Annotated in this window: 13 protein-coding genes; 5 read left to right on the top strand and 8 right to left on the bottom strand. The window is 61.8% G+C overall.

Annotated features, from left to right (window positions below; genetic code table 11):
- Positions 1 to 164: 164 nt before the first annotated feature.
- Together Q0W88_RS03080 and Q0W88_RS03075 are read right to left on the bottom strand one after the other, a co-directional pair.
- Entirely contained in the window at positions 165 to 1,304 is a 1,140-nt protein-coding gene (locus Q0W88_RS03080; RefSeq protein ID WP_297799889.1) for a glycosyltransferase family 4 protein, read from the bottom strand.
- Positions 1,297 to 2,151 (bottom strand): glycosyltransferase family 2 protein, encoded by an 855-nt coding sequence (locus Q0W88_RS03075; protein ID WP_297799887.1) that lies wholly within the window; start codon positions 2,149 to 2,151, stop codon positions 1,297 to 1,299. The genes Q0W88_RS03080 and Q0W88_RS03075 overlap by 8 nt, the downstream gene beginning before the upstream one ends.
- A 210-nt stretch (positions 2,152 to 2,361) precedes the next feature.
- On the opposite strand from Q0W88_RS03075, the gene pilB reads away from it, so the two are divergent.
- The 4 genes from pilB to coaE are packed head-to-tail and all read left to right on the top strand — an operon-like array spanning position 2,362 to position 6,829.
- The gene (gene pilB / locus Q0W88_RS03070) at positions 2,362 to 4,083 is read left to right on the top strand and encodes a type IV-A pilus assembly ATPase PilB (protein ID WP_297799884.1); all 1,722 of its coding nucleotides are present in this window, start codon (positions 2,362 to 2,364) and stop codon (positions 4,081 to 4,083) included.
- 3 nt (positions 4,084 to 4,086) lie between these two features.
- On the top strand, positions 4,087 to 5,349 hold the full coding sequence (locus Q0W88_RS03065) for a type II secretion system F family protein (protein ID WP_297799882.1): 1,263 nt from the start codon (positions 4,087 to 4,089) through the stop codon (positions 5,347 to 5,349).
- Positions 5,349 to 6,215 carry an A24 family peptidase gene (locus tag Q0W88_RS03060; protein WP_297799880.1) on the top strand — a complete coding sequence of 289 codons (867 nt, stop codon included), beginning with the start codon at positions 5,349 to 5,351 and terminating at the stop codon, positions 6,213 to 6,215. Before Q0W88_RS03065 ends, Q0W88_RS03060 begins: the two co-directional genes overlap by 1 nt.
- Entirely contained in the window at positions 6,215 to 6,829 is a 615-nt protein-coding gene (gene coaE / locus Q0W88_RS03055; protein ID WP_297799877.1) for a dephospho-CoA kinase, read from the top strand. The genes Q0W88_RS03060 and coaE overlap by 1 nt, the downstream gene beginning before the upstream one ends.
- 42 nt (positions 6,830 to 6,871) lie before the next feature.
- On the opposite strand, the gene Q0W88_RS03050 is transcribed toward coaE, so the two are convergent.
- The 3 genes from Q0W88_RS03050 to Q0W88_RS03040 form a co-directional block, all read right to left on the bottom strand.
- On the bottom strand, positions 6,872 to 7,834 hold the full coding sequence (locus Q0W88_RS03050; protein WP_297799875.1) for a Nudix family hydrolase: 963 nt from the start codon (positions 7,832 to 7,834) through the stop codon (positions 6,872 to 6,874).
- Positions 7,834 to 10,542 (bottom strand): preprotein translocase subunit SecA, encoded by a 2,709-nt coding sequence (secA, locus tag Q0W88_RS03045; RefSeq protein ID WP_297799872.1) that lies wholly within the window; start codon positions 10,540 to 10,542, stop codon positions 7,834 to 7,836. Before secA ends, Q0W88_RS03050 begins: the two co-directional genes overlap by 1 nt.
- 122 nt (positions 10,543 to 10,664) lie before the next feature.
- Positions 10,665 to 11,573 (bottom strand): M23 family metallopeptidase, encoded by a 909-nt coding sequence (locus tag Q0W88_RS03040; protein ID WP_297799870.1) that lies wholly within the window; start codon positions 11,571 to 11,573, stop codon positions 10,665 to 10,667.
- On the opposite strand from Q0W88_RS03040, the gene Q0W88_RS03035 reads away from it, so the two are divergent.
- Positions 11,560 to 11,934 (top strand): DciA family protein, encoded by a 375-nt coding sequence (locus Q0W88_RS03035; RefSeq protein ID WP_297799868.1) that lies wholly within the window; start codon positions 11,560 to 11,562, stop codon positions 11,932 to 11,934. The two genes, Q0W88_RS03040 and Q0W88_RS03035, sit on opposite strands and share 14 nt — an antisense overlap.
- A gap of 82 nt (positions 11,935 to 12,016) precedes the next feature.
- On the opposite strand, the gene lpxC is transcribed toward Q0W88_RS03035, so the two are convergent.
- The 3 genes from lpxC to ftsA all read right to left on the bottom strand — a co-directional run bounded on the left by lpxC (position 12,017) and on the right by ftsA (position 15,618).
- Positions 12,017 to 12,928: a UDP-3-O-acyl-N-acetylglucosamine deacetylase gene (gene lpxC, locus Q0W88_RS03030; protein ID WP_297799866.1), complete on the bottom strand. Its 912-nt coding sequence runs from the start codon at positions 12,926 to 12,928 to the stop codon at positions 12,017 to 12,019.
- Positions 12,929 to 13,137: 209 nt separating this feature from the next.
- Positions 13,138 to 14,346: a cell division protein FtsZ gene (ftsZ, locus tag Q0W88_RS03025; protein ID WP_297799864.1), complete on the bottom strand. Its 1,209-nt coding sequence runs from the start codon at positions 14,344 to 14,346 to the stop codon at positions 13,138 to 13,140.
- Positions 14,347 to 14,376: 30 nt separating this feature from the next.
- Positions 14,377 to 15,618, bottom strand: a complete 1,242-nt coding sequence (ftsA, locus tag Q0W88_RS03020) for a cell division protein FtsA (protein ID WP_297799862.1) — start codon at positions 15,616 to 15,618, stop codon at positions 14,377 to 14,379.

Here is a 15,618-nt window from a genome sequence, read left to right as displayed (position 1 = left end):
GTCCGTTGGATGTTGGGAAACAGCAATCGTGCTTTGGTCCCCGTAGACGACCCCAGGGCATTTTCCGACAAGATACTGGAAGCTCTTGAGTCCACACATGAAAACATCACTACGCCACAGGACTGGCATCAGGGCGCTGAAAAACTGGACAGTCTGCTTCGAAATTAAAGCGGTAAAATTGCTCTCTCCAAGTCCCGACCAAACCTGATCCAGCCGAACTTTGCCATGATTCCATCTTGTTGCTGGATGTTTCGAGGCTGATTCAAAACACTAAGAACCGCTAACGAAAAGCCAGGATAATCACCCGGAGTCAGCAGTTGGCCTGTATGCCCTTGATCAACAGCATCCGCCACTCCGCCGGCATCGAAGGCCACCGTCGGCAGGCCGTTTGCCGCCGCCTCGATGGCCACCATGCCGAAGCCCTCGACATCATCCGTGCTATCCAGCACCGGGAACACATGCACATCCGCGGCCTGGTAGGCGGCCGTCAGCGTGGCATCGTCCACGCGCCCGAGAAATCGCACTGACTCTTCCAATCCGGATTTGGACAAATAGGCGTGGATATCCGCCAAGGCACTTCGTCTGTCCTTGCGCAGCGCCTGTTGCGGCTCGCTTCCGATCACCACAAGCTTGGCATCGGGATGCCGTGCAAGCACCGCGGGCCAGGCCTTCTGAAGAAACGGCAACAGCCCTTTGCGCGCGGTAATCCGGCCCACCGACAACAGCAAGGGGCAACTGCCGAAACCGAACTTGATTCGGAATGCCGCAGCCTTTTCCGGATCGGGCTCCGGAATATCGGTTCCGGGGTGCACCACCGATATCCGGTCCGCCGGCACGCCCACCGACTCTGCCAGGCGCTGCGTGTTTCCGCTATTGGAAATGACCGCATCGCAACGACGGATAAACGGCAGCCACAACCAGCGGTAAATCCGGCTGTCGGCAATCAGATCGAGGCCGTGCACGTACACCGCGGCGCGAGCGCCTGAAAGCCGCGCCGCAAGCCAGGCATACGGCGCGGTCAGGCCACTGCCGGCCAAACAGATCGCGGGCCTCCGGGTCAGTGCGAGATAGATTGCCATGCATTTGGCATAAATCAGAAACACGGGCATATTAGCGACCGGCGCTTCGTATACCCGCGTGCCCTCCGGCGCGAAACTGCGGCAGCCCTTCGGGCCGATCAACAGGGTCCGGTGGCTTTCGGCGAGGCCTTCCAGCATCCGCTGATTGAGCTTTTCCATGCCGCCGACCAATGGCGGGAAATTACGGGTAATGAGCAGAACGGTTTTCCGGCGCACTTCACTCATGTTTCTTGTACATCAACGCCGTAATCTGTTCGGAAACGAGACCGATCAGGAAGATGATGACCGCGGCACTGAACAGCAGAACGCTCATGTTGGTGAACCGGCCTTCGGTGAAAAAGGTATAGGCGTAATACGCCATGCCGGTCAGAAAGAACAGCAGGGCCGTGGGCGCGAACAGCTTCACCGGCGAGTACAGGGTGGCGATCTTGAAGATGATCAGCAGGAAACGGATGCCGTCCTTGAGCGGGCGGATGTGGCTGTTGGTGCCGATCCGCTGCAGCACCTGCACCGGCACGTAGGCCACCGGATAGGCGCTGCGGAAGAAGGCCATGGTACAGGTGGTCGGGTAGGAAAAGCCGTTGGGCAGCAGGTGCAGGAATTCGCGGAATTTATCGGCGCGCACGGCGCGGAAGCCGGAGGTCAGGTCAAGGATGCGGTGCCCGGTCATCCAGCTGGCCAAGCGGTTGTAAAACCCATTGGCCAGACCACGGCCAAGGCTGGCCTGGCCGCCCTTGACCCGGGCGCCTACGGCCATGTCATGGCCGGCGTGCAGCGCCGCCAGCAGATGCGCTACTTCCTCCGGCCGGTGCTGGCCATCGGCATCCATGAACACGATCACTTCGCCATGCGCGGCACGGGCGCCGCGTTTGATGCTGGCGCCGTTGCCGAGCGAATAGGGGTTGGACAGCACCTGAACACCGGCCGCCAGCGCCACGGCGGCGGTTTCATCGGTGGAACCGTCATCCACCACCAGAATTTCGGCCCCGGGGTGGGCCGCCCGCAGTGCCGGCAGGAACCGGCGCAGACCTTCGGCTTCGTTTTTGGCCGGCAGAACGATGGAAAGGTGCATGGATTCCCTGAATTCGGACTGGTTCTAGAGTACAACAAAGCTCTGCCGCGTTGGCACCCGGGGCCGGTGGCCTGCCCGGCGTTAAGCAACAGGGCACGGAACCGGGTCCGGGATCGGGTTATTTCCCAAAAATGCGCGCTAAATCCCTTTTGCCATAGGGTTTTTTGCGGTAAGCTTCGGGTGGGGAATCATAAAAACCAGATCTGAAATATGAATGCAGCCGCTGCTAATTTGGTAGGAATTACCGGAATCACCCGGCGCTTGGTGCAGGATGGCGCCTTGGGCGAAGCCGAAGCCCGCACGGCCCAAACCGAAGCCGCCAAAGACAAACGCCCCATCCAGAAGTATCTGGTCGAGAAGAAGCTGGTCAGCAGCATTCAGCTGGCCAGCGCGTTTTCCCTCGAATTCGGCCTACCCCTGTTCGATCTGGCGGCGATGGACCTGAGCCAGTCCCTGGCGTCCCTGATTCCCGAGGAACTGGCCAGCAAACAGCAGGTGCTGCCACTGCAACGGCACGGCGGCAAGCTATTCGTGGCCATTGCCGACCCGACCAACAGCGATGCCTTGGATGCGGTGAAATTTGCCAGCAACTCCATCGTGGAGCCGGTGGTGGTGGCCGAAGACGCCCTGCGCAAGGCGCTTGAACTGGCCTATAACAATCCGGCCGATACCCTCGATGACAGCGGTGATGACGAGCTGGTCAATCTCGAAGCCATTGGCGGCGACGAAGACCTCGGCGACGACAAAGCCGACAACCGCGCCGACGACACGCCGGTGGTCAAGTTCGTCAATAAACAGCTGACCGACGCCATCCGCCGCGGCGCCTCCGACATCCACTTCGAGCCCTACGAAACCGAATCCCGGGTCCGTTTCCGCACCGACGGCATCCTGCGCGTGGTCGCCAAGGCCCCGATCGGACTGCACCCGCGCATCGCCGCGCGCCTGAAAGTCATGGCCGCGCTCGACATCGCCGAACGGCGGGTCCCGCAGGACGGCCGGATCAAGCTCAATCTGTCCAAAACCAAGCAGATGGACTTCCGCGTCAGCACCCTGCCGACCCTGTTCGGCGAAAAGATCGTGCTGCGCCTGCTCGACAACTCGGCCGCCAAGCTCGGCATCGAAAAGCTCGGCTACGAGCCCGATCAGATGCAGATCTATCTGGAGGCCCTGGCCAAACCCTACGGCATGATCCTGGTCACCGGTCCGACCGGTTCCGGTAAGACGGTGTCCCTGTATACCGGCCTGAACATCCTGAACACGCCCGAAGTCAACATCTCGACGGCCGAAGATCCGGTCGAAATCCGCGTGCCCGGCATCAATCAGGTGCAGGTCAGCAATAAAAAGGGCATGACCTTCGCCGCGGCACTGCGCTCCTTCCTGCGTCAGGATCCGAACATCATCATGGTCGGCGAAATCCGCGATCTGGAAACCGCCGAAATCGCCATCAAGGCCGCGCAGACCGGACACCTGGTGCTGTCGACCCTGCACACCAATGACGCCCCGCAGACCATCTCGCGCCTGATGAACATGGGCATCGCGCCCTACAACATCACCTCGTCGGTGACCTTGGTCATCGCCCAGCGCTTGGCGCGGCGCCTGCACGACTGCAAAAAGCCGATGAAAACGCCGCTGCCGCCGGCCGCCCTGCTGAAAGAGGGCTTCACCCAGGAAGAAATCGATGAAGGCATCACCTTGTATGATCCGATCGGCTGCGATGAATGCACCGAAGGCTACAAAGGCCGAACCGGCATCTATCAGGTCATGCCGATGACCGAAAAAATCCAGGAAATCATCCTGGCCGGCGGCAACGCACTGGATATCGGCCGCGCCGCGCAGGAATCCGGCGTACGCGATCTGCGCCGTTCCGCCCTCATCAAAGCCAAAGCAGGCCTGACCAGCCTGGCCGAAATCAACCGAGTGAGCAAGGACTAACCCATGGCCGCCTCCCGTACCGCCGCCGCAAAAAGCGCGAAGACCAACGCCCGCAACGACGATATCCTGAAACAGTACAGCTGGTCAGGGGTCGATAAACGCGGCATCAAGATGAAAGGCGAGGAATCGGCCAAGTCCGAAACCGCGCTGAAACTCGATCTGCGCAAGCGCGGCATCAGCAATCCGGAGGTCAAGGCCAAGGCCAAGCCGCTGTTCGGCGCCGCCGGCAAGACCATCAGCCCGCAGGACATCGCCGTGTTCTCGCGCCAGCTGGCGACCATGATGCAATCCGGCATCCCGATGGTGCAGGCTTTCGGCATCGTGTCCGGCGGCCAGAAAAACATTCGCATGCAGAACCTGCTGGAAAACATCGGTTCCGACATCGCCAGCGGTACCGCGCTCTCGGAAGCCCTGTCCAAGCATCCGCTGTATTTCGACAAGCTGTACCAGAACCTGGTGTTCGCCGGCGAAAACGCCGGTGTGCTCGATACCGTGCTCGACACCATCGCCAATTACAAGGAAAGCATCGAAACCCTGAAAGGCAAGATCAAGAAGGCCCTGTTTTATCCTTCCGTGGTCATCGCGGTCGCGATTCTGGTGACCGCGATTCTGCTGATTTTCGTGGTGCCGACCTTCCAGAACCTGTTCAAAGGCTTCGGCGCCGATCTGCCCGCTTTCACCCAGCTGATCATCGCGGCCTCCGACTTCCTGATCAAATGGTGGTGGGTGATTCTGGGGGTGATTGTCGGCGGCGTATTCCTGACCATCAGCAGCCTGAAACGTTCACGCGCCTTCGCCGAATTCGTCGACCGTCTCCTGCTCAAGATCCCGGTCATCGGCCAGATCATGCACAACTCGGCCATCGCCCGTTTCTCGCGCACCCTGGCGGTGACCTTCAAGGCCGGCGTACCGCTGGTCGATGCGCTGGCCACGGTGGCCGGCGCCACCGGCAACATCGTCTATGAAAATGCGGTGATGCGCATCAAGGACGACGTCGCCACCGGCTACCCGCTGAACGTGGCGATGAAACAGGTCGGCGTGTTCCCGCACATGGTCATGCAGATGACCGCCATCGGCGAGGAAGCCGGTGCCCTCGATACCATGTTGTTCAAGGTCGCCGAGTTCTACGAGCAGGAAGTGAACAATGCCGTGGATGCGCTGTCCAGCCTGATCGAGCCGATGGTGATGATCGTCATCGGCGGCGTGGTCGGTTCGATGGTCATCGGCATGTATCTGCCGGTGTTCAAGCTGGCGGCGGCCATTTGATGCTGGCGGTGCTGCAGGCCAATCCGGTCCTGCTCATTGCCTTGACCTTCGGATTCGGCCTGCTGGTCGGCAGCTTCCTGAATGTGGCGATTCTGCGCTTTCCGGCCCGCCTGGAATGGGGCTGGCGTCAGGAAGCGCGTGAAATTCTCGCGCTGCCGGAAGTCTACGAACCCAAACCCCCGGGCCTGGTGTTCAGCCGTTCGGCCTGCCCGCAGTGCGGACACGCGCTGTCAGCCTGGGAAAACATTCCGCTGCTCAGCTTTCTGTTGCTGCGCGGCAAGTGCCGCTCCTGCCGCACCCCGATCTCCTGGCAGTATCCGGCCGTCGAGCTGATTACCGGCATTCTGTTCGCGCTGTGCGTCTGGCGCTTCGGCATTTCGCTGCAACTGCTGTTCGCCCTGCCGTTCACCGCCGCGCTGGTGGTGCTGTCCGGCATCGATCTGCGCACAACCCTGTTGCCCGACCAGATTACCCTGCCCCTGCTGTGGCTCGGGCTGATTGCCAGCCTGATTACCCTGTTCGTCGACCCGGTCTCGGCCATCCTCGGCGCGGCGGCCGGTTACCTCAGCCTGTGGTCGGTGACACGCCTGTTCAAACTGCTGACCGGCAAGGACGGCATGGGCGAAGGCGATTTCAAACTGCTGGCGGTCATCGGCGCCTGGTGCGGCATCAAGGCGGTGTTGCCGGTGCTGCTGCTGTCGTCCCTGGTCGGCGCGGTCATCGGCGGTCTCTGGCTGGCCACGGCCGGCAAGCACCGCGATACCCAGATTCCTTTCGGCCAGTATCTGGCCATCGCCGGCTGGATCCAGTTCATTTCCGGTGCCGATCTGCTCGGCCTTTACCTGAGCTGGGCCACGGGACGCTGATGCCGCTTCGGGTCGCCGTCAGTGGCGGCATCGCCGCCGGAAAATCGGCGGTCTGCCGGATTCTGCAGCAGGGCGGTGCCGGCATCATCGATGCCGACGACATCGCGCGCGAATTGGTCGCGCCGGGCAAGCCGGCCTTGGCGGAAATCGCGGCACAGCTCGGCTCGCAATTCATTCAACCCGATGGCATGCTCGACCGCGTGGCGCTTCGCGCTTGCGTGTTCGCCGATCCCGACGCCAAAGCGCGCCTGGAAGCCATCCTGCATCCGCGCATCCAACAGAGCCTGCAGCAGCGCAGCGAGGCCTCGGACAGCGCCATCGTTGCCGTGGCCATCCCCCTGCTCAGCCCGCAGAGCCGGGCGCGCGCTTACGGCTGGCTGGACCGGGTGCTGATCGTGGAAGCACCGCCGGTGCTTCAGATTGCGCGGATCCGTGCGCGCGACGGCTCATCGCAGGAACTGGCAGCGGCCATGGTCGCCGCGCAGCTCGACAGTGCCGGCCGCCTGCCGATGGCCGACGATGTCCTGATCAATGACAGCGATCTGAGCAGTCTGGAGCATTGGACGCAGCGCCTGCTGGCCCGCTATCGGCAGCTGGCGACGGCACGGAAATGAAAAAGGCGGCCGAGGCCGCCTTATATCTTCGCGATGCCGGCCTCAGGCCAGGCTCGGCCAGAACGCACGGATACCGGCCACGCCCTGCGCGCCATGCTGGCGGGCCGTAGCCACATCCTGCGGACCCAGACCGCCGATGGCGAAGATCGGCAAGGACACTTCAGCCCGCATCTCCTGCCAGGCTTTCCAACCCATCGGTGCCAACTCCGGATGGCTGGCGGTCTTGTTGACCGAGCCAAGCACCACGAAATCCAGACCCAGCGCCTGGGCATGCTTGAGCTGCTCGAGATTATGGCAGGAGGCCGCCACCGGCAGGCGCGCGGCCAGCGGACGCGACTGCAAAGCCATCAGCTGTTCGCTGGTCAGGTGCAGACCGACATCGAAATCGTGCGCCAGACCGAGTTGACCGTTGATCAGCAACTGGGCCTTGTGTTTCTTGCACAGGGCCACGGTCAGGGTCAGCAGCGCCTTCAGGGGTTTTTCCTGCCAGGTTTTGGCCCGCAGCTGCACCAGACGATGACCGGAAGCCAGAGCCGTATCCAGTTCACGCAGGAAACGCGTGGTGTCGGTGGTCGGTTCCGGGGTGATCAGGTAATGCGGCGGCTTCTGCAGCACGGCCACCACCGGCAGATCGGCCGGCGGCATCGGATAGGAGCGCAGTTTGCTGTTCGGCACCCAGGCCAGCGCCTGGTTTTCAAGACCGCGCGGCTGGCCGCTGTATTTGGTGACTTTGAACACGTCGAGCATGATGCTCTTGCTGCCGGTATGCTGCGGCACCGACATCAGCGGTTCGGTGGCCAGCACATCGATGCCGAGCTCTTCCTTGAGTTCGCGCTTGAGCGCTTCCTCCGGGGTTTCGTTGCGTTCGATTTTTCCGCCCGGAAATTCCCAGGCGCCCGCCAGATCACGTCCGCTGATGCGGCGCGCCAGCAGCACGCGGCCGCTGGCATCGGTCAGTACGCCGGCGGCGACCGGCACTACGCGGGGAGTTACGGCTCTTCGCATCATCCGATCTGCCCATGACATTGTTTGAATTTCTTGCCGCTGCCGCACGGACAGGGATCATTGCGGCCGACTTTCGGGCCGGCGGCCTTGATCACGCCCATATCGGCCAGTTCCTCATCGGCGCCGGACGAGCCGGCCGACGGATGCTGGAAGTTCATCTGGCTGGCCTGCTGCTCGTGGCGGCGGCGGTCGGCTTCTTCCATCGCGGTCACTTCGTCCTCGTCGCGCACGCGCACGCGCGCCAGCATCGAGGTCACATCGAATTTGACCTTGTCGAGCATTTCCGAGAACAGCTCGAAACTCTCGCGCTTGTATTCCTGCTTCGGCTGCTTCTGCGCGTAGCTGCGCAGATGGATGCCCTGGCGCAGGTAGTCCATGCGCGCCAGATGCTCTTTCCAGGTCTGGTCGAGCACGTTCAGCATCAGCAGCTTTTCGATCTGGCGCGCCATTTCCGGACCGACCTGGGCTTCCTTGTCGGTGAAATGCGCGTCAACCGCTTTTTGAACGGCTTCGGCGATGGCGGCATCATCGATTTCATCGGACGCCGCCAGCATGGCCTGCAGATCAACGCGGACCGAGAAATTCTCGAGCACGAACTGTTCCAGACCCGGCAGGTTCCACTGCTCGTGGATGGAATCGCGCGGCACGAATTTGCGGACCTGCTCTTCGACCACATCCTCGCGGATGGCCAGCACGGTTTCCGACACGTCATCGGCTTCCAGCAGTTCGTTGCGCTGCTGGTAGATGACCTTGCGCTGGTCGTTGGCGACGTCATCGTATTCCAGCAGGTTCTTGCGCATGTCGAAGTTGTGCGCCTCGACCTTGCGCTGGGCGTTCTGGATCTGGCGCGAAACCAGGCCGGACTCGATGACCTCGTCTTCCTTCATGCCCATCCTGCGCATGGCGGTCTGCACCCAGTCGGCGGCGAAGATGCGCATCAGGTTGTCTTCCAGCGACAGGTAGAAACGGGACGAACCCGGATCGCCCTGGCGGCCGGAACGGCCGCGCAGCTGGTTGTCGATGCGGCGCGATTCATGGCGTTCGGTACCGATGATGTGCAGGCCGCCGGAGGCGACCACCTGCTCGTGGCGGACCTGCCAGGCCGACTTCACGGCTTCACGTTCGGCATCGCCGGCATCACTGCCGAGCGCATGCAGTTCGGCTTCCAGGCTGCCGCCGAGCACGATGTCGGTACCGCGGCCGGCCATGTTGGTGGCGATGGTGACCGCCTTGGCGGCACCGGCATTGGCGACGATGTGCGCTTCGCGTTCATGCTGCTTGGCGTTCAGCACTTCGTGCGGCACGCCGGCTTTTTTCAGCTCGCCGGACAGCAGTTCGGAAGTTTCGATCGAGGTGGTGCCGACCAGAACCGGTTGGCCGGCCTCGTAACAGCGGCGGATATCTTCGACCACGGCCTTGAACTTGGCCTCGCGGGTCAGGTAGACCAGATCCGGATCGTCCTTGCGGATCATCGGACGGTGGGTCGGAATGACCACCACTTCCAGCCCGTAGATGTTCTGGAACTCGTAGGCTTCGGTATCGGCGGTGCCGGTCATGCCGGCCAGCTTGCCGTACATGCGGAAATAGTTCTGGAAGGTGATCGAGGCCAGGGTCTGGTTCTCGCGCTGGATCGGCACGCCCTCCTTGGCTTCGACCGCCTGGTGCAGGCCGTCGGACCAGCGGCGGCCCTGCAGGGTGCGGCCGGTGAATTCATCGACGATGATGACTTCGCCGTCGCGCACGATGTAATCGACGTCGCGCTGGTACAGGGCATGCGCGCGCAGTGCGGCATTCAGGTGATGGACCACGGCCAGGTTGTGGCCGGAGTACAGGCCGTCGTCTTCGGCGATGATGCCGGCTTCGCGCAGCAGTTCTTCGGCACGCTCCATGCCGGCTTCCGACAGATGGGTCTGCTTGGATTTCTCATCGACCCAGAAATCGCCTTCGCCGTCTTCCTTGTCCTGCTTGACGAACTTCGGCACGATGCGGTTGATTTTGACGTACAGCTCGGGCGATTCGTCGGCCGGGCCGGAGATGATCAGCGGCGTGCGGGCCTCGTCGATCAGGATCGAGTCGACTTCATCGACGATCGCGAAATTCAGGCCGCGCTGGAAACGCTCTTCCTTGCTGCTGGCCATGTTGTCGCGCAGGTAGTCGAAGCCGTATTCGTTGTTGGTGCCGTAGGTGATGTCGGCGGCATAGGCCTCTTTCTTCTCATGATGCGGCATGCCCGGAACCACCACGCCGACGCTCAGGCCGAGGAAATTGTAGAGTTTGCCCATGGTCGCGGCATCGCGGCGGGCCAGATAATCGTTGACCGTCACCACATGCACGCCCTTGCCGGACAGCGCATTCAGATAGACCGGCAGGGTGGCCACCAGGGTTTTGCCTTCGCCGGTGCGCATTTCGGCGATGCGGCCGGAGTGCAGCACCATACCGCCGATCAGCTGGACATCGTAATGACGCAGGCCGAGGGTGCGGATGGAGGCTTCACGGCAGACCGCGAAGGCCTCGGGCAGGAGCTGGTCGAGGGTTTCCCCGTTTGCGACACGCTGCTTGAATTCATCGGTTTTCGCCTTCAATGCCGCGTCATCGAGCGCTTTCAGACCGTCTTCCATCTGATTGATGCGGGCGATGTTCTTCTGGTACTGGCGCAGCACCCGCTCGTTGCGGCTGCCGAAAAGTTTGGTAAGCAATTGATTGAACATGGTTAAGCCGATGATGGTGGTTCCTGCTTGCGCAGGATTGAGCCCTGGAGGCGCCAAAAAAAGCGGCCACCCGGGGATAGCCGCATATTTTAACCTGTGGGCGGAATTTGGTATATCAAGTCTTAACCGCGGGATTTATCCAGGAATGCGCGCGGATTGACCGGACGGCCGTCCTTGTGCACTTCGAAATGCACGTGCGGTCCGGTCGAGCGACCGGTCGAACCGGCCTTGGCCACCACCTGGCCGGCGCGGACGACATCGCCTTCCTTCACCGTGAACGCCGAATTGTGGGCATAGACCGTGACATAGCCGTTCTGGTGGTCGATTTCGACGACATTGCCGAAACCGGTCTTCCAGCCGGCGAATTTGACCAGACCATTGCCGGCCGAGCGCACCGGATCGCCGATGTTGGCTTCGAAATCGATGCCGTTGTGATGGGCGCGGCCGCCGAGCACCGGATGCATGCGGTAACCGAAGTCGGAGGTCACGTAACTGTCGGTCGGGCGCGTGGTCGGCTGCGATTTCAGCTCCAGTTCCTGTTCGAACAGCATCGATTCCAGCACCGACAGCTGCTGGGCCGAGCTTTCGAATTCGGCCTGGACCTGCTTCAGATTACTTTTCAGATCGGCCGCGGACACATCCTCGGCGGCCTCATCACCGCCGGCGCCGGGGGTTTTTTCGAAATCGAATTCGCCGCCGGCCAGTTTGCTGTCGCGGGTCAGACGGATGCCCAGGGCATTCAACCGGTTGGCCTGGGCTTGCAGTTCGGCCAGACGCAGGGCCATGGCATTCATGTCGCGCTGGTTTTCCGCCTTGATTTCGGCGAGCTGGCGATCCTGCTCGGCCACGCGCTGCTGCAGATGGCTGAGCTGCAGACCGCCGACGGCTCGGCTGGCCGCCATGCCCATCGCAAACACCAGCGCCAGCGCCGCCAGCACGGCGCCGCCGAACGCGAAAGCGGTACGGCGGTCGTGCAGGTTGAATTTCTTGGGGGCTCGCAGGTGTTTTGAAACGAGTATGATGTTCAGCATTGCAGGACAATCTCTGGAATTCTTCATGGGCGCAGACAAGCCCGCAAAACCCGAGCAATCGGCGCTGACAGCGCTCAAAAGCTCCGGCCTCGAGGCCCTGATCGCGCGTGCCGGTGATTTGGCGGAGGCGGATCGGACGCTGCGTCGGAATCTACCGCCGGCCCTGGCCCGGCAGTGCCGGCTGGTGTCCTGGGACGACAATAGACTGGTTTTTCATGCCGCCGGTCCGGTTTGGAAAAACAAACTCCGCTTGCACAGCCAAGAGGTCTTGGCGGCGGCGCAGTTGCTTGGGCTTCATGCCCGGGAAATCCGGATCAAGGTTGCGCTCGATTTCACACCGAACACCGACCCGATGACATGAGCCATTGTCGGGGAAAAGCGGCAACAAAGGGTTAATAGACGGTTAAAATCAGGTTAAATGATTGAATTATTTCAGATTCAATTCAGCTAACCAGCACCGGATTGGCGTACGAAATAGGCGCAGCCTCTTCGTCGAACACCACTTCTTCCCAGGCGCTCGGATCGGCAATCAAAGCCCTAAGCAGTTGATTATTAAGGCCATGACCGGATTTATAGGCGTAATAAGCCCCGATCAGACTGTGCCCCATTAAATAGAGGTCGCCGATGGCGTCCAGAATCTTGTGTTTGACGAATTCGTCATCAAAACGCAGGCCATCCTCGTTCACCACCCGGTAATCATCGAGCACGATGGCGTTGTCGAGGCTGCCGCCCAGCGCCAGATTGCGGTCACGCATGTACTCGATGTCCTTCATGAAGCCGAAGGTGCGGGCCCGGCTGACCTCTTTTACGAACGAGGTGGTCGAGAAGTCGATTTCGGCGTTGGCCGCCGATTTCTTGAAGGCCGGGTGTTTGAAATCGATGGTAAACCCGACCTTGAAGCCCTCATAGGGTTCAAAGCGGGCCCATTTGTCGCCGTCGGTGACCTGCAGGGTCTTTTTGATGCGGATGAAGCGCTTGTGCGCGTTCTGCTCTTCGATGCCGGCGGACTGGATCAGGAACACGAACGGACCGGCCGAACCGTCCATGATCGGCACTTCCTCGGAGGACAGGTCGATGTAGGCGTTGTCGATGCCCAGCCCGGCCAGTGCGGCCAGCAGGTGTTCGGTGGTTTTGATCTTGACGTTGTTTTCATCGACCAGCACGGTACACAGCTGGGTCTGGCCGACCAGATGGGCCTGGGCCTTGACCTCGACCGGGGTCGGCAGATCGATGCGGCGGAACACGATGCCGGTATTGACCGCGGCCGGACGCAGGGTCATGAACACTTTTTCGCCACTGTGCAGACCCACGCCGGTGGCGCGGATGACGTTTTTCAAGGTGCGTTGTTTGATCATGAGGTGATTTTAAGGGGCGCTCGGTGTATGAAACATAAATAATGGCGCTTTTGACGGCAGCGGCCCGTTGAATTATCAGGAGTTTCCGTTTTTGATTGTAAGTCAAAAGCCGGCATTTGGGCAAAGAAAGGGCCCGGCGGATGGCCGCCGGGCCGAAAAGACCCGAAACCGCAAGGACAACGGTTCAGGGATGAACGCTGGGTTCCGCTTCAGTCGGCCTGGCGACGCAGGAATGAAGGGATATCCAGATAGCTTTGACCGCTGCTGCTGTTGGCCAGATCGTTCAGGGCCGTGGCCGGAGCGGCGGATGCCGTCGGCTCGGTCCGGCCGGAGCGGCGCAGCGTGCTGGAAATGCCGGGCGGATCGACCGGTTCGAACGGCGCCGGGCCGTGGGTTCCGGTGGCGGCCTGACGCCAATCGGGTTCGACCAGAACCGGGCGGGCGGCTTTGGCACGCGCTTGGTTGAGTCCGGTGGCGACCACGGTGACGCGCACTTCGTCGCCCATGTTCGGATCGAGAACGGTGCCGACGATGACGGTCGCGTCTTCGGAGGCGAAGCTTTCAATGGTCGTACCGACTTCATCGAATTCGCGCATGGTGAAGTTCGGACCTGCGGTGATGTTGACCAGCACGCCGTTGGCCCCGTGCAGATTGACCTCATCCAGCAGCGGATTGTTGACCGCGGCCTGGGCGGCGGCCTGGGCGCGGTCGTCGCCGCGGGCGGTGCCGGATCCCATCATGGCCAGACCCATTTCGCTCATCACCGTGCGCACATCGGCGAAGTCGACGTTGATGATGCCCGGCCGGGTGATCAGTTCTGAAATGCCCTGCACCGCGCCCATCAGCACTTCATTGGCGGCTTTGAAAGCGCTGATCATGGTGGCGTCGCGGCCGAGTACGGTGATCAGTTTTTCATTGGGTACGGTGATCAGCGAGTCGCAGTGTTTGGCCAGTTCCTCGATGCCCTGCAAGGCGGTCTGCATGCGGCGGCGGCCTTCGAACGGGAACGGTTTGGTGATGACCGCCACGGTCAGGATGCCGAGTTCCTTGGCAATCTGCGCGACCACCGGCGCGGCGCCGGTACCGGTACCGCCGCCCATGCCGGCGGTGATGAACACCATGTCGGCGCCTTCAAGCGCGCGCACGATGGCGTCGCGGTCTTCCAGTGCGGCCTGACGGCCGACTTCGGGATTGGCGCCGGCACCGAGGCCTTTGGTGACATTGGTGCCGAGCTGCAGATGGGTCTTGGCCCCGCATTGTTTGATGGCCTGGGAGTCGGTGTTGGCCATGATGAACTCGACGCCTTCCACGCCCGAGTTGACCATGTGCGCCACGGCATTGCCGCCGCCGCCGCCGACCCCGACCACTTTGATGACTGCATTGGGAGCAGCCTGTTCCACTAATTCGAAATACGCCATGATGATGTCCTCTTTGGTTTTATGTGTGTTTTACAACTCGCCTTTTACGAACTTGCTGATCTTTCCGAACCAACCGCCGACTGCACTTGGACTGCGGAAACCCGGACGGCGCGGGTTGTCGCTCAAACGTCCCCACTGCATCAGACCGACTGCCGTGGCAAAGGTGGGATTGCCGACCACTTCACCCAATCCCTGGATGTTCTGCGGAATGCCCTCGCGGACCGGCATGTGCAGCATTTCCTCGGCCAGCTCGACCACGCCTTCCATGCGCGCGGCACCGCCGGTCAGCACCATGCCGGCGCGCACGAACTCCTCGAATCCGGAGCGGCGCAGTTCGGCATGCACCATTTCAAAAATTTCCTCGTAACGGCTCTGTACCGCCTCGGCCAGCGACTGCCGGGCCATGCGCCGCGGCGCACGGCCGCCGACGCCGGGGACCTGGATCGATTCATCGGCGCGGGTCAGCTGCGCCAGCGCACAGGCATAGCGGACCTTGAGCTGTTCGGCATCGGGCGTGGAAGTACGCAGCAGATGCGCGATGTCGTTGGTGACCTGATCGCCGCCGATCGGCAGCGAAGCCGCATGCCGGATGTAGCCGCCGGCATACACGGCGATGTCGGTGGTACCGGCGCCCATGTCGACCAGCACCACGCCGGATTCCTTTTCATCCATGCTCAGCACGGCATGCGAAGACGCCAGCGAGGACAGCACCAGGCCGTCGACCTGCAGGCCGCAGCGGCTGATGCACTTTTCGATGTTGGAGGCGGCCGAGGTCGCGGCGGTGATCAGCAGCGCATGCAGCTCCAGGCGCACCGCCGACATGCCGACCGGATTGCGCACGCCTTCCTGGAAATTGTCGAGGATGTACTCCTGCGGGATGGCATGGATGATGCGCTGGTCGGAGGAAATCGCCACCACTTTGGCGGCCTGCAGCGCCTGCTCGAGGTCGTAATACTGCACTTCGCCGCCGGCCACCGGCGAGATGCCGGACGAGCGGCGGCATTCGGTGTGCGAGCCGGAAATGGCGGCATACACCGAACGGATCTCGCAGCCGGCCATCACTTCCGCCTCCTCGATGGCGCCCTTGATCGATTCCACGGTCGATTCGATATCGACCACCACGCCGCGGCGCATGCCGCGCGAATCGTGGGTGCCCAGCCCGATGACTTCGATCTCATCGGAATCGGGCGAGTATTCGCCGACCAGCGCGGTCACCTTGGAGGTGCCGATGTCCAGTCCGACAATCAGGGATTTATCGCTTTTGCGGCTCAT

This window comes from Arenimonas sp. GDDSR-1, assembly GCF_025980345.1.
Lineage (GTDB): Bacteria > Pseudomonadota > Gammaproteobacteria > Xanthomonadales > Xanthomonadaceae > Arenimonas.
This window is presented reverse-complemented; position numbering and strand designations above follow the sequence as displayed.

What these genes read in the sequence shown, in the direction of transcription:
- Q0W88_RS03040 (WP_297799870.1), bottom strand. Translation starts at nt 11,573, where the DNA reads ATGCTGAACATCATACTCGTTTCAAAACACCTGCGAGCCCCCAAGAAA.
- Q0W88_RS03075 (WP_297799887.1), bottom strand. Translation starts at nt 2,151, where the DNA reads ATGCACCTTTCCATCGTTCTGCCGGCCAAAAACGAAGCCGAAGGTCTG.
- lpxC (WP_297799866.1), bottom strand. Translation starts at nt 12,928, where the DNA reads ATGATCAAACAACGCACCTTGAAAAACGTCATCCGCGCCACCGGCGTG.
- secA (WP_297799872.1), bottom strand. Translation starts at nt 10,542, where the DNA reads ATGTTCAATCAATTGCTTACCAAACTTTTCGGCAGCCGCAACGAGCGG.
- Q0W88_RS03080 (WP_297799889.1), bottom strand. Translation starts at nt 1,304, where the DNA reads ATGAGTGAAGTGCGCCGGAAAACCGTTCTGCTCATTACCCGTAATTTC.
- Q0W88_RS03060 (WP_297799880.1), top strand. Translation starts at nt 5,349, where the DNA reads ATGCTGGCGGTGCTGCAGGCCAATCCGGTCCTGCTCATTGCCTTGACC.
- Q0W88_RS03050 (WP_297799875.1), bottom strand. Translation starts at nt 7,834, where the DNA reads ATGCGAAGAGCCGTAACTCCCCGCGTAGTGCCGGTCGCCGCCGGCGTA.
- Q0W88_RS03065 (WP_297799882.1), top strand. Translation starts at nt 4,087, where the DNA reads ATGGCCGCCTCCCGTACCGCCGCCGCAAAAAGCGCGAAGACCAACGCC.
- pilB (WP_297799884.1), top strand. Translation starts at nt 2,362, where the DNA reads ATGAATGCAGCCGCTGCTAATTTGGTAGGAATTACCGGAATCACCCGG.
- ftsZ (WP_297799864.1), bottom strand. Translation starts at nt 14,346, where the DNA reads ATGGCGTATTTCGAATTAGTGGAACAGGCTGCTCCCAATGCAGTCATC.
- Q0W88_RS03035 (WP_297799868.1), top strand. Translation starts at nt 11,560, where the DNA reads ATGATGTTCAGCATTGCAGGACAATCTCTGGAATTCTTCATGGGCGCA.
- ftsA (WP_297799862.1), bottom strand. Translation starts at nt 15,618, where the DNA reads ATGAGCCGCAAAAGCGATAAATCCCTGATTGTCGGACTGGACATCGGC.
- coaE (WP_297799877.1), top strand. Translation starts at nt 6,215, where the DNA reads ATGCCGCTTCGGGTCGCCGTCAGTGGCGGCATCGCCGCCGGAAAATCG.